The organism is Paenibacillus sp. FSL H3-0321 (assembly GCF_038002865.1).
Classification (GTDB): domain Bacteria; phylum Bacillota; class Bacilli; order Paenibacillales; family Paenibacillaceae; genus Paenibacillus_AQ.
Map to the genome: position 1 here is coordinate 5,828,127 of NZ_JBBODH010000001.1, position 26,274 is coordinate 5,854,400.

Sequence of the window (26,274 nt, forward strand, 5' to 3'; positions counted from 1 at the left end):
ATGAATGTAATATTGACTTTGATTTTGTACGATGATACCATTTGGTCTATAGCAATAAGAAATTGACCAACCATCATAATTCAAGAAAAGCATATTGCGCCGGTTTCCTCACGGAGCTGTCACAAGTGGTTGTTTTTCTTACATAATCAAAGGAGGATTTAAGCAATGGCAGAACGTTTGGTAGGTAAACCAGCCCCTGATTTCACTATGGAAACAGTAACGGGCGACGGTAAAGATTTTGGTAAGGTAAGCTTGTCCGACTATCGCGGCAAATGGCTTGTATTCTTCTTTTATCCGCTTGACTTCACTTTTGTGTGCCCGACAGAAATTACAGCATTGAGCGATGCTGCTGCTGATTTTGCAGCACTCGATACAGAAATTCTGGGTGTGAGCATCGACTCGATCCACAGCCACAAAGCATGGCTTACCACACCAAAAGATATGAATGGTCTTGGACAAGTTAACTTCCCGCTTGCTTCGGACATCACGAAGAAAGTTGCCAGTGACTACGGCGTCCTGATCGAAGAAGAAGGCGTGGCGCTTCGTGGACTGTTCATCATCGATCCTGAAGGTGAATTGAAATATCAAGTGGTTAACCACAATGATGTAGGCCGCAGCGTGGAAGAAACGCTTCGTGTTCTGCAAGCCTTGCAATCCGGCGGACTGTGCGCTATGAACTGGAAACCAGGCGACAAGAACCTGTAAGCCTATGTCTTTAAGCGTTCTTTGATATACTAATGAGAACCTCCTTGCGGGAGCATTTCCCGGAAAGGGGGTTTTTTGCAACAAAGAGCCCTTATTTAACGGTATTTCGTTTTAAAACGGGCGCAGAGGTTAATATATAGCCTGAAGGAGAGGAATCTCTCCCCGCATCTTGTAATACAATAATACCAAATCAATGGAACTTACCAAGGAGGGTGAACAAGTATGAGCTTTTGCTGTGGAGCGAGTATGGTTGGAACTAAGGGAACCCTAAAACATTATCGCACGCAAGTCCATAATGTTCCCCTGCTTTTTTGTCCGGTATGCCACCGGGTAGAGGTACATTACAAAGTCGAAAATGAGTATGAGATTCTGGCAGAGTATGCTCATGGCGACGGGGTAACCGATGTTGATTTTCAAGACTATGTGATGGAAGACGAGGAAGCGATCTTCGAAAACGTCATTAATGTGGAGAGTGAAGATCCTCTCGCCATTGTGCGGAATCAGATCGATATGGCGCTTGACCTGCTGGCTGTTGCCAAGCAGATCGAAGATACCAAATGGGAACGTGAGCTTAAGAAGCGCCTGGCCGTAATGAGCCAGCGGCGCCATCGCTTGCAGCAGAAAGCATAAGGTCATCAAGAATACGATGGGATAGCCCTGGAATATTTCATTACGGAAGCCTTCGCGGCAGCGAAGGCTTTTTTTTGTAGTATTCCTTAATAATGGACAACCTTTGGTACGGAAAAAGAGCGGAATTTTGTTTTGGATCGATATTTAATGTGTCTTAAGAATCATTTTAGAAATATTTTTAGGATTCGACAGTTTCTCCGATTGCGTTGTCTTCTTCTCTTGGATATGATTGGAATATAGTTGAAACGGTTGGATAATATAATACGATTTCCGAATGTTCTGGCGGCTTCGTCATATACTCAAATACATAGTAATTTGATGTCGCTTAAGCGTCTTCGTCAAATGCAGTAAAAGGGGGAACTTCGTATCGTGATAAGCCAATATCAAGAAAGCTTGCTTTTACCGGCAAGAACGTTTCAATCCGGATCAATGGACACTACATATGAGGATGTTCTGGAGCACATTGACAGTGGGATATTACTTTTTGATGAAGAGGGAGTTCTAACTTTTGTTAATAAACAAATGTATGGCATGCTTGAACTGAACCGCCATTCTCTATTGGGCTGCACGATGGCCCATCTGTTATCCCACATCCAGCTCGGCCGCTTTAAGAAGAAGCAGGTACTGCGGAGTTATCGGGAGATGGTGCAAAAGGGGAAGCAGAGCTATGAATTCGTAGATGAATACGGCCGTTACTGGCGGGTTTCATTATGCTGCGGAGAGCAAATGAAGGGCAGTTATTTGTTTACGGTCAAAGAAATCTCCGATTACAAGCTGATTGAGCAAACTGCTTACCAGAATGACAGCCTGGCTATGCTGGGCAAGCTGTCCGCTTCCATCGCCCATGAGATTCGTAATCCGCTCACAGCGATCCGCGGATTTATTCAATTGCTGCATCCTCATCTGCATCAACTGGGCAAAGAAGAATACGGCAGAATTATACTGGCTGAAATTGACCGCGCCAATGACATTATTCATGAATTCCTGACTTCTTCCAAACCTTCGGTCCCGCAGGTCAGCATGATTCCTGTATCGGCATTACTTAAAGAGGTTGTCCTGCTTACAGAGAGCGAAGCCTTGATGAAAGGCTGCCAGATTAATCTCCACCCGCTACATGGCGATATGATCATCTCCGGCGATGTCAAGCAAATGAAGCAGGTGGTGCTGAATATGATTAGAAATGCAATGGAAGCGATTACAGAGCGAGATGATGACCAAATTGGAAAGATTGAGGTAGGGGCACGCCGGGAAGGGGCGGAGGTCCGTATCTTTATTTCCGACAATGGCAAAGGGATGGATATCTTAACACTGGACAGGTTGTTCAACCCTTTCTTTACGACGAAGGAAAACGGGACGGGGCTTGGGCTGTCCGTAAGTGACAGGATCATCAAAAATCATGGCGGCTGCATCTCTGTCAGCAGCAGAGTCAACGAAGGCACCCGGTTTGTCATTTCTTTGCCGCTTATTCAGTAAAAGGGTGTTCTGGGCGGATTTTTGGACAATACTGAGTTATACTTAATAAGCGAAAGAGGCTGATTCCTGCATTGCACAGCTTAGTGCAGGAATCAGCCTTATCTGCGTTATTAGCCGGATGATTAAGATGGATGATTGGAGGGGTTCTATTGAATATTGAATGGAGCTGCGGAAGTTCAATAGCTGCCATAAAGGGCGATGTGCTTTGCTATATAGTCTCACAAACTGAAATTGAGGCAGGCAGTCTTGCAACAGAGTGGAAGGAGCGAATGGATCCGCTGGTCAAAGCCGGGCTTTTTACGGGCAAGCTGAATAAGACCTATACACTGCCTGCAGGGGAGGCATTTGAAATTCCTGTCATTCTGCTGGCGGGGAGCGGCAGCGGAGATTTGGAGGCAGAGGAGATCAGGGTGCTGGCGGCACAAGTGGCCAGGGCTGCATTACGGCTGAAGGCGGCGACACTCGTGATCCATTTACCTGCCGCTTTAAAGGTGAAAGAGACGGAAATGACTGCGCAGGCGCTTACAGAGGGCTTTGTACTGGGGGCGTACCGGCGCAGACATTATAAGCAGGACCAGCCTCCGGTTGGAGGATTGACCACCATTACATTCCATAGTGAGCTTAAGGTGGAAGAAGCTGAGGGGAATAGCTGGAGTCAGGGGATTGAGCGCGGGCTGGCCTTTGGTGAAGCAACGAATTTGGCCCGGGACCTAACCAACCTGCCCGGCAATCAACTGACACCGTCTGCGCTTGCGGCCGCGGCGATTGATGTGGCTGAACGTTATGGATTTCCCGCTGAAGTGCTGGATGAACGGGAGATTGAACAGAAGGGCATGGGAGGCTTGCTTGCTGTCGGCAAAGGCAGCATTCATCCGCCGCGGATGATCGTCATTCGTTATCAGGGAACAAACGAGTGGAAGGACGTCGTGGGAATTGTCGGCAAGGGCATCACTTTCGATACCGGCGGCATCTCACTGAAGAGAGCACCAGGCATGGAAGAGATGATCAGCGATATGGGCGGTGCGGCAGCCGTGCTTGGGGTCACAGAGGCGCTGGGCAGGCTGCGCCCGAAGATCAATGCTGTAATAGTGATTCCTTCTGCCGAAAATATGCCTTCAGCCAGTGCTTTTAAGCCAGGTGATGTTGTGACCTCTCTCAGTGGAAGAACCATTGAAGTGCTAAATACCGATGCCGAAGGCCGGATAGTACTGGGAGACGGACTCACCTATGCCCGGGAGTGGGGAGCGGTACGGTTCATAGACGTAGCTACCCTCACAGGGGCTGTGCTGTCCATACTGGGGGATGTTGCCACAGGAGCCGTTACCAATGACCAGACCTTTATGCAGGAGCTCATGGAGGCTTCCAGGTTGTCCGGGGAGAAGATATGGCAGCTGCCGGTGTATCCCGAGTTCCGTGAGATGTTGAAAAGCGAGGTCGCGGATGTCCGCAATGCTGCCGGGAGATTCGGGGGGGCTACAACAGCCGGATTATTTATCGGCGAGTTTGCTGAAGGCTTGCCCTGGATTCACTTGGACATTGCCGGAACGGCATTCCTCTCCAGGGAGCGGGGGGTTAATCCCAAAGGTGCCACGGGTGTAATGGTCCGGACGTTGCTGGAATATCTGCTGGGAATAAGTCAGCAGCCCCATTCCTAGAGGATGATCTCATCAAACAAAAAGCCGTAAAACTCCATCATACGGAGCTTTACGGCTTTTCCAATGCTGATTATTCATCCGGCAGAGCAGCCTATACGGTTCTGCTGGATTTTTTGGCTTTTACTTGAGAAGTAAAGGACTGTATACCGTTCATGATTTTGTCACGGGTATTTTTATTTTTCAGTAAATAGGCTGCTCCCAATGCTACCGTGGTAAATAACGTTTTTTTGGTGTTCATGGTTATTCCTCCTTGGGTATTGGTCTTCGTTGCAGTTGCTTATAACAAACATACCCGTATGGCGGGGAATTCAAACCCGTTTATTTCTTCCTGTCCGTCCGTGCTTAGGGTTAAAGCTTGTTATTGGCTGCTCCTCCACCGCAGGAGAATGGAGAGTCCAGGGATGCCGCCGAGCAGGTTTTCCCCTTGTCACAGCCAGCACAAGCCCCCTGTTTGCCCTTTTGAACATGCCGGTAAATCATCCAGCCGGAGTAACCAAACACAGCCGCTATAATTAAAATATTTATTATCATTGCCAAGCCCCGCTTTCATCAAGAAATCTGTTTGTTGCAGATTCTACGACCATCCCAATAAACGTCCACCCTGGAAAATAACCAGAGATACGATATATGCCAGTACGAGGGAGTAGCCCATGGAGAAGAAGGTCCACTTCCAGGACGCCGTTTCCTTCTTAATAACCCCTACAGTAGCCAGACAAGGAATATACAACAGGATAAAGGCCATGAAGCTAATTGAGCTTAGCGGAGTAAAGACTTGGGAAATTTGTCCTTCCAGTCCAGCAGCATCCGGAGCATGATAGATGATGTTCATGGTAGATACTACGACCTCTTTGGCCAGGAATCCGGGTACAAGCGTTGAGCCTGCCTGCCAGGTCCCAAAGCCAAGCGGGGATAGCAGTGGTGCAATCATTCCCCCGAATTTTGCCAGGAAACTATGATCCATTTCAACGTTGAATCCGCCGGGACCTGCGTAAGACATCAGCCAAATAATTACCGAGCCGGCGAGGATAATAGTTCCCGCCTTGCGCAGAAAGCCCTTGCCCTTCTCCCAGGTACTGCGGCCAAGCGCTTTGAGCTGCGGCATCCGGTAAGGAGGAAGTTCGATAATAAAGATGGACGATTCATTCTTAAACAGATGTTTGGAGAACAGCTTACATAGGATTAGGGCAAACACGACACCCATGACATACATTGCCAGTACGGCAGTCGCCTGCTGGGCCGGAAAGAAGACCGCTGCAAACAGCAGGTATACCGGCAGTCTTGCTGAGCAGGACATGAGCGGCATCAGCAGTGTGGTCAGCATACGGTCTTTGGGCTGTTCAATACTGCGCGCAGCCATAATGGCCGGCACATTGCAGCCGAAGCCGATAATGAACGGAATAAAGGCTTTGCCGTTAAGACCCATCCGCTCCATCGTGCTGTCCATCAACAGGCAGACACGCGCCATGTAACCGGAGTCCTCGAGGAAGGAGATCATCAGGAACAGGATGAAGATCTGTGGAACGAAAACGACTACACCACCAACACCACCGATAATACCGTCTACAATAAGCGCATGCGTGAAGCCGGAAGCTCCAATCGTTTGAAGCAGGGAAGTGGCGCCTTCACTGATCGGGCCGGAAATCCATCCGTCTACAATATCCGATAAAGGTCCGCCTACCCAGTCAAAGGTTGTTTTGAACATCGCGTACATAAAGGCGATAAACAGAGGCAATCCCAAGTAACGGTGTGTCAAAATGGAGTCGAGTCTTTCCGTCAGATTATGCGGTTTCTGTGCTGTTGTATCCATCGCCGCCAGACATACGGCACGAATATAATCCATTCGGATTGAACGAATCCATTGCGGAAGGGTCAACGCCAGCTTCTTGTTCTGTAGTTCGCTTTGACAATTGTCGCAAATCATCAGCAGGCGGTCCGTATTTACACGTTTCTTGAGCAGTTCAAGGACGACAGGATTTTGTTCCATCAGCTGGAGCGCGACCCAGCGGCGGTTTGGTAAGCCCGGGGTATGCTGTAATTCCTGCTCAATCGAAGAAATGGCCGCTTCAGCCAATTCACCATAATCAAGTTTGAAGTTGACCGGGGGGATTGTCGTTCTTTTCTCCAGAACGCTGAGCACTTGTCCGCTTCCTTTGCCGGTTCTGGCGATCAGGGGCAGCACGGTAATGCCGAGACGCTCTTGCAATATTTCATGATCTACAACAATGCCCCGTGCTTTGGCAACGTCGATCATATTCAGACCAAGCACGGTAGGTTTGCCGTATTCCAGCAATTGCAGGGTAAGCAGCAGGTTCCGTTCCAGCTGGGAGGCATCCACAATATTGATCAGGGCCTCCGGCGATTCATCGATCAGGTATTGGGCAGCTACACCCTCATCCCGGGAGAGCGGATGAAGCGAATAGATCCCGGGCAAGTCGATCAGCTTTCCTGCACCGTTTTTCAGGCTGCCGACTTTTTTCTCTACGGTTACACCGGCCCAGTTCCCTACATATTCATAGGAAGAAGTAAGAGTATTGAAAAGTGAGGTTTTCCCTGTATTGGGATTACCCAAAAGTGCTATTGAACTCATGATACATTCACCTCAATCCGGGAGGCTTCCTTCCGCCGAATGGCAAACAGCTGGCCGTTGCACTCCAGTGTAACAGGCCCCCAGAAAGGTCCTTTTCCCTTTAGCCGGATATTAACGCCTTCGGACACCCCTAGATCAGCCAGACGGCGCCGTAATATGGGGTTCATTCCTTCTATTTTATGGATGGAGCCTGTAGAGCCCGGTTGTAAGCGCAGTAAGGAGCAGGATGTAGAAGCCATTTTCTATCCCTCCGAGAGAGACTGATAATCAATCTCATTCATTTTCTTGTACTGTAGCATTTCGTATAGAGATTTACTGTGATTTATGTCATTGTTATGTTGCTGTGAAAAAGGATATGAAAGAAACCTGGAATTTTCTTTACAACTTCTTCTTCACTAAAGTATGATTGTACGATAATGATTGCATAGTAAGTCTATGCTGGCGGAAATAATGAAGGATATGTGGAAGGGAGAACAAATAGTGAAGAGTAATCAGAGTAAAATTGTAGATTGCACCATTCGTGACGGAGGACTGGTGAACAACTGGGATTTTAGTGTTGAATTTGTGCAGAATCTGTACGCCGGATTGAACGAGGCCGGTGTTGAGTATATGGAAATCGGATATAAAAATTCGCCCAAGCTGCTTAAAGGAGCAGAGGGTGCAGGACCGTGGCGTTTTCTGAACGATGATTTCCTGCGCAAGGTCATCCCGCAAAAGGGGAACACCAAACTTTCCGCGCTTGTAGATATCGGACGCGTGGATGTTAATGATATTCTGCCGCGCAGTGAGAGCATGCTGGATCTCATTCGTGTAGCCTGCTATAGCAAGGATGTGGACAAGGCCTTGCAGCTGGTGCAGACCTTCCATGATCTTGGGTATGAGACAACGATTAATATTATGGCTTTGTCGAACGTGATGGAGAATGAGCTGCTGGAGGCATTTGAACAGATCCGCGAGAGTGTGGTTGACGTTGTATATATTGTAGATTCTTACGGCAGCCTGGATCATAATGATATTCATTATCTGGTGGAAAAGTTCAGAACGCATTTGCCGAATAAACGTTTGGGCGTACATACCCACAACAATCTGCAATTGGCCTTCTCCAATACTCTTATTGCATCCGAGAAGGGTGTAGAACTGCTTGATGCTTCCTGTTACGGCATGGGCCGCGCCGCAGGCAACTGCCCGACCGAGCTGCTGGTTACCCATCTAAAAAATACAAAATATACGCTGCGGCCTGTTCTGGATATCGTTGAGCGGTTGATGATTCCTCTGCGCGAGAAGGAAGAATGGGGATATATTATTCCTTACATGATCACCGGAACACTGGATGAACATCCGCGCTCTGCAATGGCGCTGCGTTCTTCGGAAGACAAAGATAAGGCTGTAGAATTTTATGACAAGCTTACAACTCCTGAGGTGAACTTCGGAGATAAATAATTGACTACATGCAGAAGCACTGACCTCTACGCCAGGGGAAGGTGCTTTTTTGCTGTTTTTTCTTTTTATAATGCAGAAAGTTGAATGTAACTTTATGGGGTAGCCAAGCCGATATTTATACATAGGACTTAATATATCCGTATATTTTAAAATAGATATCATTTCAGACGCGAGGGACTTATGAGACAAGAAGAGAGAAAGACCATTCAAGCGGCTATAGTAGGAGCTGTGCTGTTCCTTCTAATTCAGATTTTTCGTACACCGCTCAGTAATATTGAGAATCAGAATTGGCTTTCGGCCCTATATCTTATGATTGGCTGTTGCAATATTGCTTTTGGTTTCGCAATTTTTGCTCAGGGCTGGCTGTTTTTCTCCGATAAATTATCCAAGGCAAGACTTTACACCTCTGCTTTATTTTTTGGAGTATGTATTTTTGATTTCTTACACACGTTAAGCTTTGCAGGTATTCCCGGGATTTCTTCGTACATTACTTCAGAACAATCGCTTTGGCTGCTCACCTTCTCCCGTTTGGCAAGTGCACTTGGAATCCTGGTTATTTTTAGCAGAGAGGACCAGCCGGTATCTGTTAGAGGCAAGAAGAAGGTCTTCAGTGTTGCTATATTGCTGATTGTGCTCTCTTTGGGGGGAGTAATCTTCAGCCACTCTATTGCTGCGGAACAGTGGGGGTATTCATGGATAAGCACTTTAAAGCATGTTGTGGATATGGCCGTGCTTTTTGTTTATCTGCTTGGAGTAGCTATTATCGTGTACCCGGGCAAAATTGAAAAATCGGCGTCATTGCTCATTATTATCCGTGCGCTGATCTTCTTCGCCATGGGCCAGGTCTTTTTTATGAATCTGTTCAGTATCGGCGAGATGGATTATCTCTTTGGAATGCTTAGCAGCGGAGTAGCCTATTACCTTTTGCTTACCGGAGTCTACCGGCTGACAATTGAAGAGCCTTTTCATGAGAACCAACAGGCGGAAGCGCGGATCAATTATTTGGCGTATCATGATGAATTAACAGGACTGCCGAACAGAAGGTGTCTGATGCAGCGCGCCGAAGAAATCGTTCAACGCGGTGAAAAAGACAAGACTCAGGGGTTCTCAGCATTTTTGATTATGAATATCAACCACTTTAAGAACATCAATGATTCACTTGGTCATTACGCAGGGGACCTGCTGCTGCAGATGGTTGCAGAGCGCATAGGAAATGAAGTGAAGTCAAACGAAGAAATGTACAGTATGGGTGGCGATGAGTTCGCTTTTCTGATGACAGACCGCACCGGTGTGGAAAACTGTCTGGTCCGGGCGACAGAGCTTTTGCGGTTATTTGAAACACCGGTAAAGCTGGAGTCGGGAGAATATCACATTTCACTAAGTCTCGGAATGAGCATTTACCCTGGAGACGGGGATACTGCAGAAGAACTGATTCAGAACGCGGATACCGCTGTTCATAATGCTAAAGAACAGGGCGTAGAAATCCGCCGCTACATCCCGGCCATGCAGATGAAGGCCAAGGAACGCTTCAAGCTGGAGAATGATCTGCGCAGAGCGCTTGAACGCAATGAGTTCTATCTTGTCTATCAGCCGCAGGTGCAGCTGGATACCGAAGAAATTGTCGGGATGGAAGCACTGCTGCGCTGGGATCATCCCAAGCGCGGACTTGTTTCACCAATCGATTTCATTCCGATTGCCGAAGAGAGCGGGCTGATTGTTCCAATCGGTGAATGGGTCCTTAGAACGGCCTGCCTCCAGAACAAACAGTGGCAGACAGCAGGGTACCGGCCGATATGTGTCTCGATCAACTTGTCCATGCGTCAGTTTCTTCAGCCGAACCTGGACGGCAAAATTGCTGCCATTTTGCAGGAGATCGGGCTTGATCCTTGTTATGTCGATCTGGAAATTACCGAAAGCATGACTCTGGACAAAGAAACTGCCTTTGATCAGCTTAACCGTCTGAAACGGCTGGGGCTGTTCATCAGTATAGATGATTTTGGTACAGGCTATAGCTCGCTGCACTACCTGAAGAATATGCCGATCGACCGGCTTAAGATCGACCGGTCCTTTGTTTCAGAAGTTATGGAAGACAGCAACAACGCAGCAATTGTATCGACGATCACATCCATGGCGCATCACCTGAAGCTGAAGGTAACCGCTGAGGGTGTCGAGAACAAGGAGCAGCTGCAATTTTTACGCCAGCAGCATTGTCATGAGGCGCAAGGCTACCTTTTCAGCAAGCCTGTCAAGGCGGCTGAATTTGAACAGGCTTTCCTCACACCATTAGTTGTATCGCCGTCTTCGTAGCAATTCCGTGAGCCGATAGGGTTGCATTTTATTCATAGGAATGATACAATACTTTTTGTCTTCACTTTGCATTGCGGGTGTAGTTCAATGGTAGAACTTCAGCCTTCCAAGCTGATAGCGTGGGTTCGATTCCCATCACCCGCTCCATACACTTAACTTCGAAATCCTTGTCATGCAAGGGTTTTTTATTTGCGCAATTTTCGACATACGATAGGTGACAATTCATTCATGGAGCAGTTCATGGGGCGAATTTGATGTTTTTTGGATTGAGGCCTACAAGTTTATCGACTACCTCCCGGTTAATAATATCGAACTCATGAGTATATTCCACGCTCATGTCTAGCTTAGCATGACGGATCCGTTCCTGGATTGTCTTAAGATCGGAACCGGATTCCCGTATAGCATACCAGCAGTATGCCGCAGGCCGTGCAACTTGACCTGCAGAAGCAACTAGCATATCTGGACGCCCAAATTGCTGCGCTCCAAAAATAGTAAATCTCTCATTTACGTTGCTATAGGACAATGGTAGTATAGGATAAAACTACCATTGGGGGATTTATGATGAAGAAATTTGTTATAGGTTTTGTTTCTGGCGCTGTTCTTTTTAGCGGTGTGACAGTCTTTGCAGCAACGGGACTTTTGGGCCAGAAAGTTCAGAGCGTGGTAACGATAGAAAAAGGTGGAGTTAAAATTGCTGATGGCGCTGTGATTAATGGATCTATATACGCTCCGATACAAGCATTCGCAAAAGCCACTGGAACAGAAGTCACAATAAAGAATAAAAAGGTTATTATTGGAAGTCCATCCACTTCAACTTCTAACAGTGCCTCAGTTTCTAGCCGCGCAAATCCTACTGCTATAGGAACTGCTGTTAATTTTAATAACAAAAATGGCGGATATTCAGGTACTGTATCTGTCACGCAAGTTCTTAGAGGTGCAGAAGCTTGGGAGGCTGCAAAAGAGCAATACAGTGATTTTGCAAGTGAGCCAGATGCTGGATACGAATACTTATTTGCTAAAATTAAAGTGAGCATACAAAAAGTGGACAAGGTTGGAGCGACAGCAGACTTAAATCAGTTTGATTATAAGCTCATATCGACATCAGGAACTGAGTATGGTGCTGATATCGTTCTTTCCCCAGAACCGTCAATAAGTACAAATGTATATGCTGGTTCTTCTCATGAAGGTTGGGTTGGCTACAAAGTGAAAACGAGTGATGCTTCTCCGCTAATTGCTTTTTCTCGAAATTATGATGGAACTGGCGGTATTTGGTTCAAGACAAAATAAAATACTCTCATATACAGAGTCTCGCTAAACTGAACTGACGGGTTATTGTTGTTATAAGATAAACTCTGTAAAACTTGACTCCGCAGAATGCCGGTTTTGGTCCGGGAAAATACCTGTCAACCTAACTGGTCGACGGGTATTTTTTGTTCCTGTATTTCATCGCCGCGGCGATTGAAAATGCTTAGTTTAAATTCGAAGGCAAGGTCAAAAAGAATCGTAACTTTGGTTCACTGCCCATCAGCTTTAGCTAATGGGTAAACTCTGAGTGTGTTGACAGAGTTGTTTTATATAGGACGAAAAGCATAGAAGAGTGTTTTTTGTAATATAAACCCTTAAATGGGAATTGAAACAGTTAACAAGAACTATCTTTAAAGTTCTGGGGACTCTTAATATTAAAGATAATATATGTAAAAATGTGTATGTATTATAAATTTAAAGGAGAGTGAAGCATTTGTTTAAGTTGAGAAAAGTAATAGTTACTGTTGTCGCTGCTCTTATTCTAGTTTTACCGACTAGTGCTTTTGCAAGTGTAGGAATACAGGATGTGAATGAAGTTACACAAGTCATTAGCAAGACCTTAATTTTAAATACTGAAACTCGTCAAATTACGGCGGTGAATCCAGAAGACGTAGAGGCTTTCCAAGAACTGATCAACTCCCAAACAACTGACTCCCAAGCTAGAGTAGCTTCAACAGGCAATTTTGAAGGTCCATCTCAAGTTATGGGAGACCTTAGTGTCACTGTTTTCGGAACAACTGAGGGACGTACATATGCCAATTTGACAATGAATTCCAGCGGTTTTGTTGGAATAAAATCTTGGAATTTAGATGTGAAGTGGTCTAATGGAGAAACTGATCATGCAGTGGGGACGCACAGTTCTCCACAACAATTTGCTCAAGATCAATCTCAAACTGAGTATAGTAACACAGGACTTCATTCAGTTGACGTCTGGGGATATATCAAAGATGGGAATGGTGAAATAGGCTATCTTAAGAATCCAATCGTTGTATCATTTACTACTACGTGAGATAATTAGAATAACTAATTTCTAAGATATCTTCTTTTTTTGAGAAGGCGGAGATGGAGGTCTAATGGATTTCTTAACAAAGATTAATGAGAACGATATTCCTATAAAAAGAATGGAATTTGCAGCTAATCCGAGTTTTGAAAAAATTAATCTTGGTGTAGGATTGCCCATAGATTTAACTTTAACGGCTAAATTCTTACTTGCACCTTTATTAGTTAATGGACACATTGAAGATGGGAGGGTTGTAATTCCCGCAGATGATCCATGGGTTTATAATAAAATGCTAGGTGATCTAGGAGTACATTTTAAAGATATAACAAAAATAATAAGTAATGTGGGATTGGATTTATCTTTTAAAAATATGAATCGTAATTCTGTTGAAATTTTTAATGAAAAATTCGAGAATGATAATTTTCTGAATAAAGTTCTAAAGGAATTGTTTGAAGATAGGGACTTTAGTCAGGACATAAAACAAACATATGTTCAACAAAAGTTTACCATCTATAAAGTTGATCTCCATAAAATTGATAGTTTAGTTGTTGATGAAATGGATGAAATATGGAGACTGTTGGAATTATCATATCTTCGCCGAAGTGGGATATTTAATATTCCACCTAATGGATGGACGCTTAATGATTCGTTTAAGAACCGTGTGACCATTCGCTGGCTTTCAAGCGTCTGTGAAGAAATGTTTATTTCGGTTTCAGACGAAACAAATTTGATAACATTGATATGTGTGGCATGAAGTGAATTAAAGCCTGTCAACCTTAACTGGTCGTGGGATTGTTCTACTTAATGGCTATTAACGAATCAGAAAAAAAGGCCGGATTTCCCTCAATAACGGGAAATCCGGCCTTTTTAGATAAGCAACTCTCAGCGGAGAATGGCTTCTTGTTTAAACTGTCTTCAGGAACTCGACAATCGTAAGCAGTCCCTTATCGAAATTCTCCAGATTGAAATGTTCATCCGGAGCGTGCAGGTTTTCGTCATCCAGTCCAAAGCCCATCAGGACAACCGGTGCTTTGAGGATACGCGAGAAGCTCTCCATGATTGGAATGGATCCGCCGTCTTTGGTGAAGAGTGCCCGAGTGCCGTATACCTTGCCAAAAGCGTCTGCCGCAGTCTGCAGAATCGGATTCGACGGGTCGATGTTGAAGGCACGCGCTTTTTCCATTTGTTTCACATGCAGTTTCGCTCCGGCTTGGATATTCGCTTTCAGATGAGCTTCAACAACATCCAGAATATGCTGCGGATCCTGGTCGCCGACAAGGCGGCAGGTGATCTTGGCATGGGCTTCCTTAGGGATGACCGTCTTGCTGCCTTCACCCTGGAAACCGCCGTAAACCCCATTAAGTTCAAGGGTCGGGCGGGCGCCGACACGCTCTACAAAACTGTATCCTTCTTCGCCGTACAGCTGTTCAAGGCCGAGGGCTTCTCTGATCTTCTCTTCATTCACACCTTGTTTGGCGAACTCCTCACACAGCAGAGGAGAAAGATCAGGGACGCCATCGTAAAAACCATCGACGGCAACACGGCCGTTGCCATCATGCAGCGAGCTCAGCAGGGAAACGAGTGCATGCAGCGCATTTGGCACACCGCCGCCGTAGGAGCCGGAATGCAGGTCTGTCAATGCGGTGTTTACGCTGACTTCAAGTGAGCACAATCCGCGCAGCCCGGTGCAGATGGCAGGGCGTCCGCGTTCCAGCAGGGCTGTATCGGAGACAAGCACGGCATCTGCAGCCAGTTTGTCCTTGCTTGCTTCCAGGAATGGCGGCAGATTCACGCTGCCGATTTCTTCCTCGCCTTCAATGCACAGCTTGATATTGACCGGCAAGGTGCCTTCCTGCTTGAGAATGGCTTCGATCGCTTTGATGTGCATGAAGACCTGACCCTTATCGTCTGTTGCTCCGCGTGCGTACAGCTTGCCGTCACGGATTTCCGGTTCAAACGGCGGGGTCGTCCACAAATGAAGCGGATCTACCGGCTGGACATCATAGTGGCCGTATACCAGAATGGTCGGCTTGCCCGGCGCGTGAAGATAATCGGCATAGATTACTGGATGGCCCGCTGTGGGATGGATTTCGATATTCTCCAGCCCGGCGCGCTTCAGCGTGTCCATCAGCCAATGTGCGGCTGAATTGACGTCTTCCTTGTGCACGGACAGGGCGGAAATGCTGGGAATGGCCAGCCATTCCTTCAATTCGACAAGCTGAGCTTCACGCTCAGTCTGAAAATAAGTTTCATAAGACATAGTGATATGTACCTCCTTGGAGTTCGCTGCGCAAAACAGGCAGTACAAGCCCTGAGCCTAGAGCTCAGGGCAATGCACCGCCGTCATGGTTTAGCAGTGTAATGCTTCCATTATACTGGAGAACTCCCTATGGATCAAAATGGATTGGTGAAATGGCTTACCAGATAATTGTGGCCGGAGTGACGCCTTGCGGGAAGGTATCCTCAGCTTGTGACTTGCTGGTGTATAAATCATACCATGCATCAGCGATAAGACCCGGATCTGTAGCTGTACCGGGCTTAATAAATACACCCAGCGCCAAGTGAGCGACGTAGATCCCTTGAGGAGCAAGGTCGGTGTGCAGGTTGTTGGCATAGTTGCGCAGCCCGCTTAGCGCAATACCGATATTGCCCATCATCGGTATGGGATAGAGGGAAGAGAGGCCGGTTGTGAACAGGATAGCCCCGTCTTGCATGGCCAGCATTTCCGGCAAGACCTGCTCCACACTGCGGATAGCGCCTACTACCAGTGCCTGGAACGCATCAAGTGCATTTTCTTCAGTAACCTGTGACGCCGGAGTCGGCGGATAATTGCCGCTGGTTGGACTGAATTCCAGCACGTCGATGAAGCCATACTTTTCTTTGATCCCCTGGAAAGCGGCAGTCAATTGTTCTTTATTGTAAAGATCAGCAGGGAAGGCGGCCGCTTCGATGCCCAGCCCCTTTAATTCGTCCACCAGATGATTTAACTTGTCCGCATTGCGGGAAATTAAAGCGACTTGAAAACCGTTTGTACCAAATTTCTTGGCAATGGAGAGTCCGAGTCCCGGACCGGCCCCTACGATAGCGATTGTTTTCACTTGATATCAGTTCCCTTCCGGTTGTTGATTACTAACAGTAACCATGATAAACTTAGTTGGCTTGTGCAGCAAGAAGGCACTATTATATGCTCAAGTTACATGGAGGTAACCATAATGGATCGATTATTGACTCAGCAAGACGGTCAGCTGCCGATGCTTGAGGACTGCACCATAGCCCGGCAGATTCTGGACCGGGTTGGAGATAAGTGGAGTGTGCTGATTATCGTGAATTTAGGTGTGGAATCTTTGCGGTTCAAGGAGCTGCAGCGGCGCTCGGGCGGAATTTCGCAGCGTATGCTCACCCAAACGCTCCGCCATCTGGAGCGGGACGGAATAGTCTGGCGCAAAGCGACGCCTACCGTGCCTCTGACCGTTGAATATGGTCTTACAGCATTGGGTGAGTCCTTGCTGGAGCCGCTGACCGCCCTTGTTGAATGGGTTAACGGAAATCGTGAAGAAATCGCCGGGGCGAGGATCAGTTATGACTACGGGCATACCGGTGCCGATACAGGAGAATTTCTAAATGAAACAGAAGCCCCGCCAGCAGCGGGAGCGATAGGAGCGGAATAACGTGTCATTGAATTCATATACAGATCTGAAAGAAGAAGCAAACATGCCTAATAAGGGCGGGAATCCCGCGTATATCTATACTTACGCATGCTCGGAGGACGAGATTTCTTTATGCGGAATGGAGCTGCGCTGCCTGTTTGGCCGGGAGATTCCGCCTGCCATTTTTGCAAGTGAGATTGAAGCGGATGTCAGCCGCAGCCCTTTTATTAAGGAACGGATTGACGTGATGTACGGGGGGGACAGCCTGCAGGAAATTTATAAGCAGACCGAGCAGGTGGAGTTGAACGGCAAAACCTTCAAGGTGATTTTTGTGAAAACTAATGATTTGTCCCCTGCGGATAAAATAGAGTATGATGAACGCAGAATTATTGAGCGGGAGATCGGCCTGCGGATTGAGGGAGAAGCGGATGTGAACCATCCGGAGCTTGTATACGGTATAGTAACACTGGGCGGCCGCTGGTACTTCGGGGCTTATCACAAGAACAAGGCAACCTGGTTCCGGCAGATGAAAAAACCGCGCAGCTATTCTATTGCCCTCAGCACAAGAGTGGCCCGTGCGGCTGTCAATATGGCGGTCCCAACTCCGGCAGGCGTCAAAGTCATTGATCCTTGCTGCGGCATCGGTACAGTAATGGTAGAGGCACTGTCGATGGGCATCAATATCGTTGGCCGCGATATCAACCCCTTTATTGCGGCAGGAGCGCGGACGAATATTGCCCATTTCGGCTTCGAGGCTGAAGTGGCGCTGGGAGATATTGCAGACATTGAGGAACATTATGACACAGCCATCGTGGACATGCCTTACAATCTATATTCCAGCATTACCCCAGAGGAGCAGTATGCCATACTCGTGAACGCGCGCCGGATTGCAGACAGGGTTGTCATCGTGGCTATCGAAGCGATGGATGAGATGATAGAGACAGCAGGATTTGAAATTATCGACCGCTGTGTTGCTAAAAAGGGGATGTTCTCCCGTCATTTAATGCTATGCCAATAATCCTTTTCGATATGTTAATGGAGGCGATAAAACTATGGAACAGAAATGGTTAGCTTGGGCGAAGGAGATTCAGGGAATTGCCCAGACAGGTCTTACCTACGCCAAAGACGTGTACGACATCGAACGTTATGAAGCACTGCGTGAGCTGAGCGTGGACATTCTGGCGAATTATACGTTTGAGAGCAAGGAGCGGATCCGGCTCTCTTTTGCGGGTGAAGGCGGGTATAGCACACCGAAGGTAGATGTGCGCGGCGTTATTTTCCGTGAGGGGAAAATTCTGCTGGTCCGCGAGAAGCTGGACGGCAATTGGGCGCTTCCCGGCGGCTGGGCCGATATTGGACTGTCTGCGAGCGAGGTAGTCGTTAAGGAAATCTCCGAGGAATCGGGTTTTCAGGCGGAAGCAGTCCGTCTGCTGGCCGTGCTGGATAAGAAATTCCATAATCATCCCCCGGAGCCTTATCATGTCTACAAAATGTTTATCCTGTGCAAGATTGTCGGCGGGGAGGCAGCGGAAGGCGTGGAGACCAGCGAGGTGGATTTTTTCGCTGAGGATGAGCTGCCTGAGCTGTCTGTGGAGCGGAATACGGCGGAGCAGCTGCGAACAATGTTTCAATTCTTGAATGATCCGCAGAAGCCGGTAATTTTGGACTAGTTAATGCATATAATGTACGAAATAGATAAAATATAAGTTTTAATTGAGACAAAAATTGGTTAATATTAATTATGTAAGCCTTTGCATAGAAGGACCGCTGAGCCTTTGTATCTAAAAAAATATTTGGAAACACAACTTTTTGGGTCAGGCGGTCTACATTTTTTCCTCTACTGTGTCGATAAGAAATTTAGGAGGGGATCGCATGGAACAAGAAGAGTTAAGACTTCCGCTAACGCAGGAGAATGCAACACGTCCTGCAGAAGGTAATATTGCTACCGGACTGGTCTGGGGCATTCTGATTAGCATTCCTTTATGGATCTCGGTGGTTGGCTGGATCATGGGGATCTGGCACTAAACCTTAATCCTAAGGATTCAACTTACACTAATTGTAACTATACAATGAAGGCTGTCTCTTCGTCATGAGGAAGCGGCCTTTTTTAATGGATCAGAACTGATATCAACTTCGGGATGATACAAGGGCGTATACATGAGCAATGAACAAAAAATGGCTGTGCCTCCTTAACATAAGGAAGGCCAGCCATTTTTGAAAATATAAGAATTACTGGGGCTGTCTGATATCGACAATCTGAAAATTCTCGCAGACCACCTTCATCTGAAGATCGAAGGGTTTGTCATAGGCTTTGCGTTCCCTCGTAAAATACAGCTCATGATTGTAGCGCCATGATTCCAGGCTGCGGTCATCCTCGCCTTCGGAATAGGCAAACTCCGCAGTTACCTTGTCAAAAGGAATGACTTCTACCTTTATAGTTTCGATGATTGCCCGCGGTTCGCCGCTGGCATCCAGAAGGATGGAGTGGCCGTGAACAAAGGGCTGGGTGAGTCCGCGGATTTCGTTCAAATCATAATCGGAGGCGGTTCCCGTCTTGGTTCCCTTCAGCACCAGCTCAAGCAATTCGTTGGCAAGCCGGGGATTGTCGCCGAAGGACCACGCGCTGTCATACAGTTCTGCAGCTTCGGGATGGGCTTTAATATAAGTACTCCAATAGGCCTCCACGGCCGGAGTGTCTGTCATTGTTATCACCTTTGCTTTCCCTATGTTTATAAATGTTATTGGTGTGCCTCTGCTTCGCTCAACCAGGACGCATAGAGGTCATCCAGCTTCTCCTGTGCGGCATCTCTATTATGCTGAAGCTCAGCCAGTTTTCCAGCATCGCTGGCAATAACGGGATTCAGCATCTCAGCATCAATAAGGCCTAATTGCGCCTCCGCTGCGGCTATTTCCTGCTCCCAGGAGATACTGGAGCGCTGCTTGCGGGAATCGGTGGAACGTTCAGGTTTGGACCCGCTTTTTGCCGGGGTACCAGATCGTGAATCCGCAGTCTCAGCTAGTTCAGCAGGGACTTTTGATTTGGGCAATGTATCCGGCTTCGCCATTTGTTTGCCGCCTTGGCCGCTCATTCCGGTTTGCAGACTTGCAGCGGCAGCCTTCTCAGCCTGCTTTTCTTTATAATATTCGTAATTTCCGGAGAAGGAGGTGAAGCGGCCTTGATCAATCGCCCAGAGCTTGCCGAAGCAGCGGTTAATGAAATAACGGTCATGGGAAACAGCCAGCACCGTGCCGGGAAATTCCTCCAGCGCTTCTTCCAGTGCTTCTCGGGAATCAATATCCAGATGGTTGGTCGGCTCATCCAGAATGAGCAGATTTGGACGGCGGTGCATCAGTATCGCGAAACGCAGCCGCGTCCATTCGCCTCCGGAGAGATTGGTGATGTCCTTGAACACATCGCTGCCGTAGAACAGGAACCGGGCAAGCTGCCCGCGGGCTTCGCCTTCCTCAAGCCCGGCCTCCTCCCGAAAATAGCGCAGCACCGATTGTCCGCCGCCCTCCGGCACTGCCTCCTGGGCAAGATAACCAACGACAGCCCTTGATCCAAGGGTGCAGCTTCCGCTATCCGGGGACTCCTGGCCGAGTATCATCCGCAGCAGCGTACTCTTGCCCGCGCCATTGCCGCCGATTAGTGCGGTAGTCTCGCCATATCGCAGGATGTCACTGGCCTCTGAGAACAGCCTGCGGTTACCGTAACCTTTGGTGATCCGGTCGAGGATGACGACCTGGTTGCCGGTCCGGTCATCCTGCTGCAGCTGCAAATCCATCGATTTGCGCTCCAAAATTGGGCGTTTGACCTTGACCATCCGGTCCAGCGCCTTCTGCATGGAGGCCGCCCGGCGGTGGAAGGAAGGGTTCGGCGGATTGGAACGGTTGCCCCATTCAATCAGCCGTTTGATGCTCTCCTGCATCTGCTTGATTTTCTTCTGTTGTTCCTGGTAATCGGCGAACTGCTGAAGCAGACGGGCTTCTTTCTCCACTTGGTATCCGCTGTAATTCGTGTGATATGTGATGGCTTCGCCATCTTCAATCTCGATGACCTTCTTCACTACGGCATCCAGGAAATAGCGGTCATGAGAGATTGCAAGGACTGTGCCGTCATAAGTCTGGAGGAACTGCTCCAGCCATTCTATGGCCTCCATATCCAGATGGTTGGTCGGCTCATCCAGCAGCAGGATATCGGGACGGCGCAGCAGCAGCTCGGCGAGGCCGACCTTTGTCTTCTCCCCTCCGGAGAGGGAAGCGAACCGGCGGTCGTATTGCCCGGTTCCGATTCCAAGGCCTGCCGCTACACGCTGGATTGAGGCTTCAATCTCATAACCTCCGGCTGCTTCGAACTTCTCCTGCAGACTGCCGTATTCCTTGAGCAGTCTGTTCCAGTCCTGTTCGTCCGTTCCGGAGTTCAGCCCGGACATTTCCTGCTCCAGTTCCCGCAGGCGCTGCTGCCACTCCAGGGGTTTCGCGAAGCTGCGCTGGAGCACGGCATATACCGTCTCGTCGCCGTCCGCTTCCTGGATCTGTGAGAGCAGTCCGATGATGCTGTTTCTGCGGATGGAGATTTGCCCTTGATCGGGGCGTTCTTCACTGCTCAGCAGGCGGAAGAGGGTGGTTTTGCCGCAGCCGTTGCGGCCGATCAGGCCGATTTTCTCGCCTTGGCGGATATCGAAGGTGATATCGCTCAGCACAAGCTGGGCACCGTGGTATTTTTGTACGTTTTGACATGAAATGATCATAGGTATTCTCCTTTTAAGAATGCCCTGTCTCCGCTGTCTTTCAAAGGGGATGCCTCCAGGAGGACATCATGGAACAAAAAAAGACCGCAGGGAAATTTCCCCGCGGCCTGATTGTTCTCCGGTTTATGAGATCCGTTGAAGTGTAGGCAGGAAAGGCATTTCACAATTGTGTAGTGTTATTAAATTCTTGTAAATGGACAGACTTCTCCCGTTGTCGGCATTTACATGAACGATGCCAGCCATAGCGATAGGCAGCCGGCTAATAACACTGTTGGTCCAATTGCGATCCATTCCTCTACACCTCCTTCGATACAAATTTAACAGTAGTTTACCTAATATTCGCAATAATAGCAATAGAAAAAAAGCGGAATGAACCACAGCATATAATTGGAATTGCACAATAGGATGTTATATGGCTGAGGCAGCTCACCAAATCAGCAACAGGAAAGAGGAACAGTGATGGCACTTTTTAATGGACTGCTGGGCAATGCAACGAAGGTTGATCTGGCGGCAGTGCAGCGTGAATACGCGCGGATTTTGACCCCCCATGAAAAAATTGAGCGGGCCTACAAGCTGATCAGGGATATGTTCATTTTTACGGACAAGCGGCTGATTCTCGTTGACAAGCAGGGGATCACCGGCAAAAAAACGCAATATCACTCCATTCCCTACCAAAACATCTCCCATTATTCGGTGGAGACGGCGGGGCACTTTGATCTGGATGCAGAGCTGTGTCTTTATGTATCCGGCAGCTCACTGCCGCTGAAGAAGACGTTCAATAAATCCGTCAATATCTATGAGGTTCAGTCGGTGCTTTCGCAGTACATTTTGAAATAGGAGGTCCTTGCGGCAGCCGCCGCTAGACCGTATACCGGAGCACCAGCCCTCCATAAGCAAAAGCGGCAATAATCACGAGTGCGGGATGCAGCTTCAGCCGCTTCATAGCCCAAAAGGCAATTGCGGCAATGATCAGCGTCTGCCAGATGCCGATAACGTCCGCCGGACCTTTGGCCATTTTGAAAGTCAGGACGGCCATCATTATGGCAATCACCGGCTGTACAAGCAAGGTCATTCCTTTAACGACGGGCGACTGCTTGTATTTCTGCATCACTCCGAGCAGGATGATCAGTGCGGCAGCGGAGGGCAGAACCGTAGCAGCGAGAGCAGCGCTCAGTCCCAACCAGCCATAGACGTCATAGCCGACGTAAGCGGCGATTTTGGTCGCAATCGGTCCGGGCAGGGCGTTGCCGAGCGCCAGCATATTGGAGAATTCTTCATCGTTCAGCCACCCGTAATGCGGCACGATCTCTTCGTACATCAGCGGAATGGAGGAAGGGCCGCCGCCGTAGCCCAGCAGATTGGCCATAAAAAAGCCGTAAATCAGTTTGAGCCATTCCATCAGGCGGTTCCTCCTTTATTTTTCTTTGCCATTATCCGGTAATGAACCGTTCCATAGCCAAGAAAAAGTACGATCACGATGGCAGGATGCAGGTGAAGCACCTCAAGCAGTACCAGTGCCAGCAGCAGGAAAGCACCCCCGATCCATTTCCCCAATCCTTTGAACGCTTTTTGCGCGAACTCGTAAGCCATCATTCCCAGCATCACTGCAATCACGGGAGAGACAGCAGCAATCATGCCTGCCACTACCTTGGAGCCGCTTAAATAATTCACCGCGGATAACAGGGCAATCATCGCAATACAGCTAGGCAGAATATGCGCCAGTACGGAAAGCAGCGCACCTTTTACCCCTTTAAGCTTGTAGCCGAGATATGCCGCCATCTTGGTGGCGATGGGCCCGGGCAAGGCATTTGCGATGGCCAGCGTCTCCCCGAATTCATCATCACTCAGCCAGGAATAGCGGGTTACGGCATCATGCCGGATCAGTGGAATTACGGAGGGGCCCCCGCCATAGCCGAGAATTCCCGTCCTGAACATCGCGGCTGCTATCTGTACATATTCGTTACTGATGGATTTCACGGGATTCCTCCTCCGGGATAAACAGACTTTAGCTTTTTTGTGCCCATTCTATATCAATTTGTATGACTGCAACTACAGGATAGGGTGTATTTCGATTAATCTTTGTGCACCGTTCACAAAATAATGCCGGGGAATTTGAGTTTGTGTGTAACCGATTGACAGGGGTTTTTGATCTGCTGTTAAATGGCACTAACTTGATTGACATGGGAATGGAGCTGGGAGTCATGACAATAGGGCCGGTAATCGGTACAAAAACGATGGTGGTCAGTCCCCATTATCTGGCCTCTGCTGCCGGAGCGCGTATTTTGCAGCGCGGCGGCAATGCCTTTGACGCTGCGGTAGCGGTCAGCGCCACGCTTGCGGTGGTCTATCCGCATATGACGGGCCTTGGCGGCGATGCTTATTGGTTGACCTACAGCGCCGGTGAAGGGCGCGTCCGGGCCTACAACGGCAGCGGACGATCCGGCTACGGCGTCCGCAGGGACTGCTATGCCGGGGAGAGTTCCATTCCCCGGCGGGGTGTGCGCAGCGCCATTACGGTGCCCGGAATGGCGGACAGCTGGGAGGCGGTCCAGCGCCAGTATGGCCGCCTGACCCTGGCGGAGGTGCTGGAGCCGGGAATCGGCTACGCCACCGATGGGTTTCCGCTGTCGCCTGATCAGCACGGCAACAGCATACTGGCGGGAGCCGCGCTGTCCCCCGGCGCGGCGGCGGTGTATCTGCCCGGTGGCAAGGTTCCGAGGGCCGGCGGGAAGTTTGTACAGAAGCAGTTGGCCCGGACGCTGCGGACGCTGGCGGCGGGAGGGCGTGATGCTTTTTACAAGGGCGTGATCGCAGAGGAGATAAGCAAGGATATGCTGGCTTCCGGGGGATATCTCACCCGTGATGATTTTGCCGACCATCAGGGCAATTGGGTGGAGCCGATCTCCACGGATTACCACGGGCATCAGGTTTATCAGGTGCCGCCGAATTCGCAGGGCTTCACTGCGCTGATGGCGCTGAACATACTGGAGCGGTTTAATCTCGCAGAGATTGAGCATGGGTCCTTCGAGTACTATCATCTGCTGGTTGAAGCGCTGAAGCTGAGCTTCAGGGACCGGGATCAGGTGCTGACTGATCCTGAATTCAGCTCGATTCCGCTGGAGCGGCTATTGGATAAGCAGTATGCCATGGAGCTGGCAGATTCCATTTCGCTCCGCCGGGCGGCTGCGCTTGGCAGTGAGCCGGTTGGCCGGGATACAGCTTATGCCGCTGTAGTTGACGGGGAGGGGAATGCCGTCTCGTTTATCCAAAGCCTGTATTTTGAATTCGGTTCGGGAAGGGTCGCCGGGGATACAGGGATTCTGCTGCAGAATAGAGGCTCCTTCTTCTCGCTGGACCCTTCGCATATCAATACGCTTGAACCGCATAAGCGCACGTTCCACACGCTGATGCCGGCCATGGCCTGCCAAGCCGGCAAGCCGGCCATTCTCTACGGCACGCAAGGCGGGGAGGGGCAACCGCAGACGCAGAGTCTGCTGCTGACACGGATGCTGCATTATGGCATGAATCCGCAGGAGGCGGTGAATGCGCCGCGGTTCGTCTGGGGCAGGACCTGGGGGGAACCGACCCAGGAACTGAAGGTGGAGAAGCGGGTAGCTCCGCAAGTGCTCGAAGAGCTGGCCGGGGCCGGTCATCTGGTCCGCCAAGCCGCAGACTATGACGGAATCATGGGGCATGCCCATGCGATTGCCATCGATGGCAACGGCTTCCGCAGCGGCGGCACTGATCCGCGCTGCGACGGAGCAGCCATCGGTTGGTAGAGCTTGAAACAAGTAAGAGTAAACAATGAAGCTCCCCGGACAGTCCGGGAGGAGGAGGGAAGAGATGGTCCTTAATAATCGTTTCGGCGCATTTATTGACCCGGAGCTGGAGGTGCCAAGCCTTGCGAGTGGCAAGCTGAATGGGCTGAGCTTCGCTGTTAAGGATGTGTTCGCGGTCTCCGGGCACCGCTCTTCCGCAGGCAATCCGCATTGGCTGCGCAGTCATGAGCCTTCATCGGCGCATGCCGCAGCCGTACTGAAATTGCTGCAGTCGGGTGCCTCCTTGCACGGTGCCGCCCATACCGATGAGCTGATGTACAGCCTGGGCGGGGAGAATTATCATTACGGCACGCCGGTCAACCCACGTGCGGAGGGGCGTATTCCCGGAGGCTCCTCCAGCGGCTCGGCGGTGGCCGTAGCCTCCGGAAGCGTGGACTTTGCCTTGGGAACCGATACAGGCGGGTCCATCCGTGTTCCTTCGGCGTACTGCGGCGTTTACGGCTTCCGCCCGACCCACGGGGTGGTGGAGATAGACGGGGTAATCCCGCTGGCACCGGGTTTTGATACCGTGGGCTGGATCGCAGACAGCGCCGGAATGCTGCTGCAGGTTGGCGAGGTTCTGCTCGGGAGAGTGGAAGGCGGAGCGGGAGAACCGGAGGATTCCTCCGGGAAGAGTAATGTCCTGCAGCAAAGTGTGGAGCGGGATGGCGCGCGTGTAGGACAGCACCTGGAATATGGCCGGGTGCTTTATGGAGGGGACGGCCCGGAGCGTAACGGTGAGTCTGCCGGAGGACATGTACAGGGGCATACCGGAGGACATATTCAAGAGCATACCGGAGGACATATTCAAGAGCATGCCAGGGGACAAGTACAGGGGCATACCGGAGGACATATTCAAAGGCATGCCAAGGGACATGTACAGGGGCATACCGGGGGACATATTCAAGAGCATGCCGGAGGACATGTACAGGGGCATACCGGAGGACATATTCAAG

26 protein-coding genes, 1 tRNA gene and 1 pseudogene are annotated in these 26,274 nt (G+C 49.3%); 17 read left to right on the top strand and 11 right to left on the bottom strand.

The window, feature by feature from the left end; translation table 11 throughout:
* Positions 1-165 precede the first annotated feature (165 nt).
* The 4 genes from MHI45_RS26120 to MHI45_RS26135 all read left to right on the top strand — a co-directional run bounded on the left by MHI45_RS26120 (position 166) and on the right by MHI45_RS26135 (position 4,463).
* Positions 166-705: a peroxiredoxin gene (locus MHI45_RS26120; protein WP_038587292.1), complete on the top strand. Its 540-nt coding sequence runs from the start codon at positions 166-168 to the stop codon at positions 703-705.
* 222 nt (positions 706-927) lie between these two features.
* Positions 928-1,335, top strand: coding sequence for a hypothetical protein (locus MHI45_RS26125; RefSeq protein WP_038587294.1), 408 nt, complete (start codon positions 928-930; stop codon positions 1,333-1,335).
* A gap of 369 nt (positions 1,336-1,704) precedes the next feature.
* Complete coding sequence (locus MHI45_RS26130) at positions 1,705-2,808, top strand: ATP-binding protein (RefSeq protein WP_076112635.1); 1,104 nt, start codon at positions 1,705-1,707, stop codon at positions 2,806-2,808.
* A gap of 149 nt (positions 2,809-2,957) precedes the next feature.
* Positions 2,958-4,463: a leucyl aminopeptidase gene (locus MHI45_RS26135; protein WP_256718192.1), complete on the top strand. Its 1,506-nt coding sequence runs from the start codon at positions 2,958-2,960 to the stop codon at positions 4,461-4,463.
* A gap of 91 nt (positions 4,464-4,554) precedes the next feature.
* Here MHI45_RS26135 and MHI45_RS26140 read toward each other — a convergent pair whose 3' ends face one another.
* The 4 genes from MHI45_RS26140 to MHI45_RS26155 all read right to left on the bottom strand — a co-directional run bounded on the left by MHI45_RS26140 (position 4,555) and on the right by MHI45_RS26155 (position 7,289).
* Positions 4,555-4,701, bottom strand: coding sequence for a hypothetical protein (locus MHI45_RS26140; protein ID WP_179091809.1), 147 nt, complete (start codon positions 4,699-4,701; stop codon positions 4,555-4,557).
* A 110-nt stretch (positions 4,702-4,811) separates the two neighbouring features.
* The gene (locus MHI45_RS26145) at positions 4,812-4,994 is read right to left on the bottom strand and encodes a FeoB-associated Cys-rich membrane protein (protein WP_052091870.1); all 183 of its coding nucleotides are present in this window, start codon (positions 4,992-4,994) and stop codon (positions 4,812-4,814) included.
* Positions 4,995-5,037: 43 nt separating this feature from the next.
* On the bottom strand, positions 5,038-7,050 hold the full coding sequence (gene feoB, locus MHI45_RS26150) for a ferrous iron transport protein B (RefSeq protein ID WP_076112633.1): 2,013 nt from the start codon (positions 7,048-7,050) through the stop codon (positions 5,038-5,040).
* A complete protein-coding gene (locus MHI45_RS26155) occupies positions 7,047-7,289 on the bottom strand; it encodes a FeoA family protein (protein WP_038587302.1) in 243 nt (80 codons plus the stop codon). The genes feoB and MHI45_RS26155 overlap by 4 nt, the downstream gene beginning before the upstream one ends.
* 241 nt (positions 7,290-7,530) lie before the next feature.
* Here MHI45_RS26155 and MHI45_RS26160 point away from each other — a divergent pair, with 241 nt between their 5' ends.
* The 6 genes from MHI45_RS26160 to MHI45_RS26185 all read left to right on the top strand — a co-directional run bounded on the left by MHI45_RS26160 (position 7,531) and on the right by MHI45_RS26185 (position 13,856).
* Positions 7,531-8,490 carry an aldolase catalytic domain-containing protein gene (locus MHI45_RS26160; RefSeq protein WP_179091808.1) on the top strand — a complete coding sequence of 320 codons (960 nt, stop codon included), beginning with the start codon at positions 7,531-7,533 and terminating at the stop codon, positions 8,488-8,490.
* 180 nt (positions 8,491-8,670) lie between these two features.
* Positions 8,671-10,797 (top strand): putative bifunctional diguanylate cyclase/phosphodiesterase, encoded by a 2,127-nt coding sequence (locus tag MHI45_RS26165; protein WP_076112632.1) that lies wholly within the window; start codon positions 8,671-8,673, stop codon positions 10,795-10,797.
* Between the two features lie 73 nt (positions 10,798-10,870).
* Positions 10,871-10,944: transfer RNA gene (locus tag MHI45_RS26170), tRNA-Gly, on the top strand.
* Between the two features lie 411 nt (positions 10,945-11,355).
* Complete coding sequence (locus MHI45_RS26175) at positions 11,356-12,084, top strand: hypothetical protein (protein WP_144024405.1); 729 nt, start codon at positions 11,356-11,358, stop codon at positions 12,082-12,084.
* 451 nt (positions 12,085-12,535) lie between these two features.
* A complete protein-coding gene (locus MHI45_RS26180) occupies positions 12,536-13,111 on the top strand; it encodes a hypothetical protein (RefSeq protein WP_076112629.1) in 576 nt (191 codons plus the stop codon).
* Positions 13,112-13,175: 64 nt separating this feature from the next.
* On the top strand, positions 13,176-13,856 hold the full coding sequence (locus MHI45_RS26185; RefSeq protein ID WP_341119682.1) for a hypothetical protein: 681 nt from the start codon (positions 13,176-13,178) through the stop codon (positions 13,854-13,856).
* 150 nt (positions 13,857-14,006) lie between these two features.
* Here the strand turns inward: MHI45_RS26185 and MHI45_RS26190 are convergent, their stop codons facing one another.
* Both MHI45_RS26190 and MHI45_RS26195 read right to left on the bottom strand, forming a co-directional pair.
* The gene (locus MHI45_RS26190) at positions 14,007-15,362 is read right to left on the bottom strand and encodes a dipeptidase (protein WP_076112627.1); all 1,356 of its coding nucleotides are present in this window, start codon (positions 15,360-15,362) and stop codon (positions 14,007-14,009) included.
* Positions 15,363-15,519: 157 nt separating this feature from the next.
* Entirely contained in the window at positions 15,520-16,200 is a 681-nt protein-coding gene (locus MHI45_RS26195; protein WP_076112626.1) for an SDR family NAD(P)-dependent oxidoreductase, read from the bottom strand.
* Positions 16,201-16,314: 114 nt separating this feature from the next.
* Between MHI45_RS26195 and MHI45_RS26200 the strand changes: the two genes are divergently transcribed.
* From MHI45_RS26200 to MHI45_RS26215, 4 genes are all read left to right on the top strand, one after another.
* Positions 16,315-16,770, top strand: a complete 456-nt coding sequence (locus MHI45_RS26200; RefSeq protein WP_256718191.1) for a winged helix-turn-helix transcriptional regulator — start codon at positions 16,315-16,317, stop codon at positions 16,768-16,770.
* Between the two features lie 43 nt (positions 16,771-16,813).
* Positions 16,814-17,767: a methyltransferase domain-containing protein gene (locus MHI45_RS26205; RefSeq protein ID WP_076112686.1), complete on the top strand. Its 954-nt coding sequence runs from the start codon at positions 16,814-16,816 to the stop codon at positions 17,765-17,767.
* A gap of 34 nt (positions 17,768-17,801) precedes the next feature.
* Complete coding sequence (locus MHI45_RS26210) at positions 17,802-18,419, top strand: NUDIX hydrolase (RefSeq protein ID WP_076112625.1); 618 nt, start codon at positions 17,802-17,804, stop codon at positions 18,417-18,419.
* 202 nt (positions 18,420-18,621) lie between these two features.
* On the top strand, positions 18,622-18,774 hold the full coding sequence (locus MHI45_RS26215; protein WP_179091807.1) for a hypothetical protein: 153 nt from the start codon (positions 18,622-18,624) through the stop codon (positions 18,772-18,774).
* A gap of 204 nt (positions 18,775-18,978) precedes the next feature.
* On the opposite strand, the gene MHI45_RS26220 is transcribed toward MHI45_RS26215, so the two are convergent.
* The 3 genes from MHI45_RS26220 to MHI45_RS26230 form a co-directional block, all read right to left on the bottom strand.
* Positions 18,979-19,452 carry an ASCH domain-containing protein gene (locus MHI45_RS26220; RefSeq protein WP_076112624.1) on the bottom strand — a complete coding sequence of 158 codons (474 nt, stop codon included), beginning with the start codon at positions 19,450-19,452 and terminating at the stop codon, positions 18,979-18,981.
* A 35-nt stretch (positions 19,453-19,487) separates the two neighbouring features.
* The gene (abc-f, locus tag MHI45_RS26225) at positions 19,488-21,500 is read right to left on the bottom strand and encodes a ribosomal protection-like ABC-F family protein (RefSeq protein WP_076112623.1); all 2,013 of its coding nucleotides are present in this window, start codon (positions 21,498-21,500) and stop codon (positions 19,488-19,490) included.
* A 123-nt stretch (positions 21,501-21,623) separates the two neighbouring features.
* Positions 21,624-21,791 (bottom strand): hypothetical protein, encoded by a 168-nt coding sequence (locus MHI45_RS26230; protein WP_179091806.1) that lies wholly within the window; start codon positions 21,789-21,791, stop codon positions 21,624-21,626.
* Between the two features lie 168 nt (positions 21,792-21,959).
* Here MHI45_RS26230 and MHI45_RS26235 point away from each other — a divergent pair, with 168 nt between their 5' ends.
* On the top strand, positions 21,960-22,337 hold the full coding sequence (locus MHI45_RS26235) for a PH domain-containing protein (RefSeq protein ID WP_076112622.1): 378 nt from the start codon (positions 21,960-21,962) through the stop codon (positions 22,335-22,337).
* A gap of 22 nt (positions 22,338-22,359) precedes the next feature.
* Here the strand turns inward: MHI45_RS26235 and MHI45_RS26240 are convergent, their stop codons facing one another.
* Together MHI45_RS26240 and MHI45_RS26245 are read right to left on the bottom strand one after the other, a co-directional pair.
* A complete protein-coding gene (locus MHI45_RS26240) occupies positions 22,360-22,899 on the bottom strand; it encodes a chromate transporter (RefSeq protein ID WP_076112621.1) in 540 nt (179 codons plus the stop codon).
* On the bottom strand, positions 22,899-23,477 hold the full coding sequence (locus MHI45_RS26245) for a chromate transporter (RefSeq protein ID WP_306080836.1): 579 nt from the start codon (positions 23,475-23,477) through the stop codon (positions 22,899-22,901). Before MHI45_RS26245 ends, MHI45_RS26240 begins: the two co-directional genes overlap by 1 nt.
* A gap of 224 nt (positions 23,478-23,701) precedes the next feature.
* Here MHI45_RS26245 and ggt point away from each other — a divergent pair, with 224 nt between their 5' ends.
* Positions 23,702-25,279 (top strand): gamma-glutamyltransferase, encoded by a 1,578-nt coding sequence (gene ggt, locus MHI45_RS26250; RefSeq protein ID WP_076112620.1) that lies wholly within the window; start codon positions 23,702-23,704, stop codon positions 25,277-25,279.
* A 64-nt stretch (positions 25,280-25,343) separates the two neighbouring features.
* Positions 25,344-25,925: pseudogene (locus tag MHI45_RS26255) on the top strand (amidase family protein); the annotation flags it as partial.
* Positions 25,926-26,274 lie beyond the last annotated feature (349 nt).

Coding starts and splice junctions, on each gene's coding strand:
- MHI45_RS26120 (WP_038587292.1), top strand. CDS start 166: ATGGCAGAACGTTTGGTAGGTAAACCAGCCCCTGATTTCACTATGGAA.
- MHI45_RS26125 (WP_038587294.1), top strand. CDS start 928: ATGAGCTTTTGCTGTGGAGCGAGTATGGTTGGAACTAAGGGAACCCTA.
- MHI45_RS26140 (WP_179091809.1), bottom strand. CDS start 4,701: ATGAACACCAAAAAAACGTTATTTACCACGGTAGCATTGGGAGCAGCC.
- MHI45_RS26145 (WP_052091870.1), bottom strand. CDS start 4,994: ATGATAATAAATATTTTAATTATAGCGGCTGTGTTTGGTTACTCCGGC.
- feoB (WP_076112633.1), bottom strand. CDS start 7,050: ATGAGTTCAATAGCACTTTTGGGTAATCCCAATACAGGGAAAACCTCA.
- MHI45_RS26155 (WP_038587302.1), bottom strand. CDS start 7,289: ATGGCTTCTACATCCTGCTCCTTACTGCGCTTACAACCGGGCTCTACA.
- MHI45_RS26165 (WP_076112632.1), top strand. CDS start 8,671: ATGAGACAAGAAGAGAGAAAGACCATTCAAGCGGCTATAGTAGGAGCT.
- MHI45_RS26175 (WP_144024405.1), top strand. CDS start 11,356: ATGATGAAGAAATTTGTTATAGGTTTTGTTTCTGGCGCTGTTCTTTTT.
- MHI45_RS26185 (WP_341119682.1), top strand. CDS start 13,176: ATGGATTTCTTAACAAAGATTAATGAGAACGATATTCCTATAAAAAGA.
- MHI45_RS26190 (WP_076112627.1), bottom strand. CDS start 15,362: ATGTCTTATGAAACTTATTTTCAGACTGAGCGTGAAGCTCAGCTTGTC.
- MHI45_RS26200 (WP_256718191.1), top strand. CDS start 16,315: ATGGATCGATTATTGACTCAGCAAGACGGTCAGCTGCCGATGCTTGAG.
- MHI45_RS26205 (WP_076112686.1), top strand. CDS start 16,814: ATGCCTAATAAGGGCGGGAATCCCGCGTATATCTATACTTACGCATGC.
- MHI45_RS26210 (WP_076112625.1), top strand. CDS start 17,802: ATGGAACAGAAATGGTTAGCTTGGGCGAAGGAGATTCAGGGAATTGCC.
- MHI45_RS26215 (WP_179091807.1), top strand. CDS start 18,622: ATGGAACAAGAAGAGTTAAGACTTCCGCTAACGCAGGAGAATGCAACA.
- MHI45_RS26220 (WP_076112624.1), bottom strand. CDS start 19,452: ATGACAGACACTCCGGCCGTGGAGGCCTATTGGAGTACTTATATTAAA.
- abc-f (WP_076112623.1), bottom strand. CDS start 21,500: ATGATCATTTCATGTCAAAACGTACAAAAATACCACGGTGCCCAGCTT.
- MHI45_RS26230 (WP_179091806.1), bottom strand. CDS start 21,791: ATGGATCGCAATTGGACCAACAGTGTTATTAGCCGGCTGCCTATCGCT.
- MHI45_RS26235 (WP_076112622.1), top strand. CDS start 21,960: ATGGCACTTTTTAATGGACTGCTGGGCAATGCAACGAAGGTTGATCTG.
- MHI45_RS26240 (WP_076112621.1), bottom strand. CDS start 22,899: ATGGAATGGCTCAAACTGATTTACGGCTTTTTTATGGCCAATCTGCTG.
- ggt (WP_076112620.1), top strand. CDS start 23,702: ATGACAATAGGGCCGGTAATCGGTACAAAAACGATGGTGGTCAGTCCC.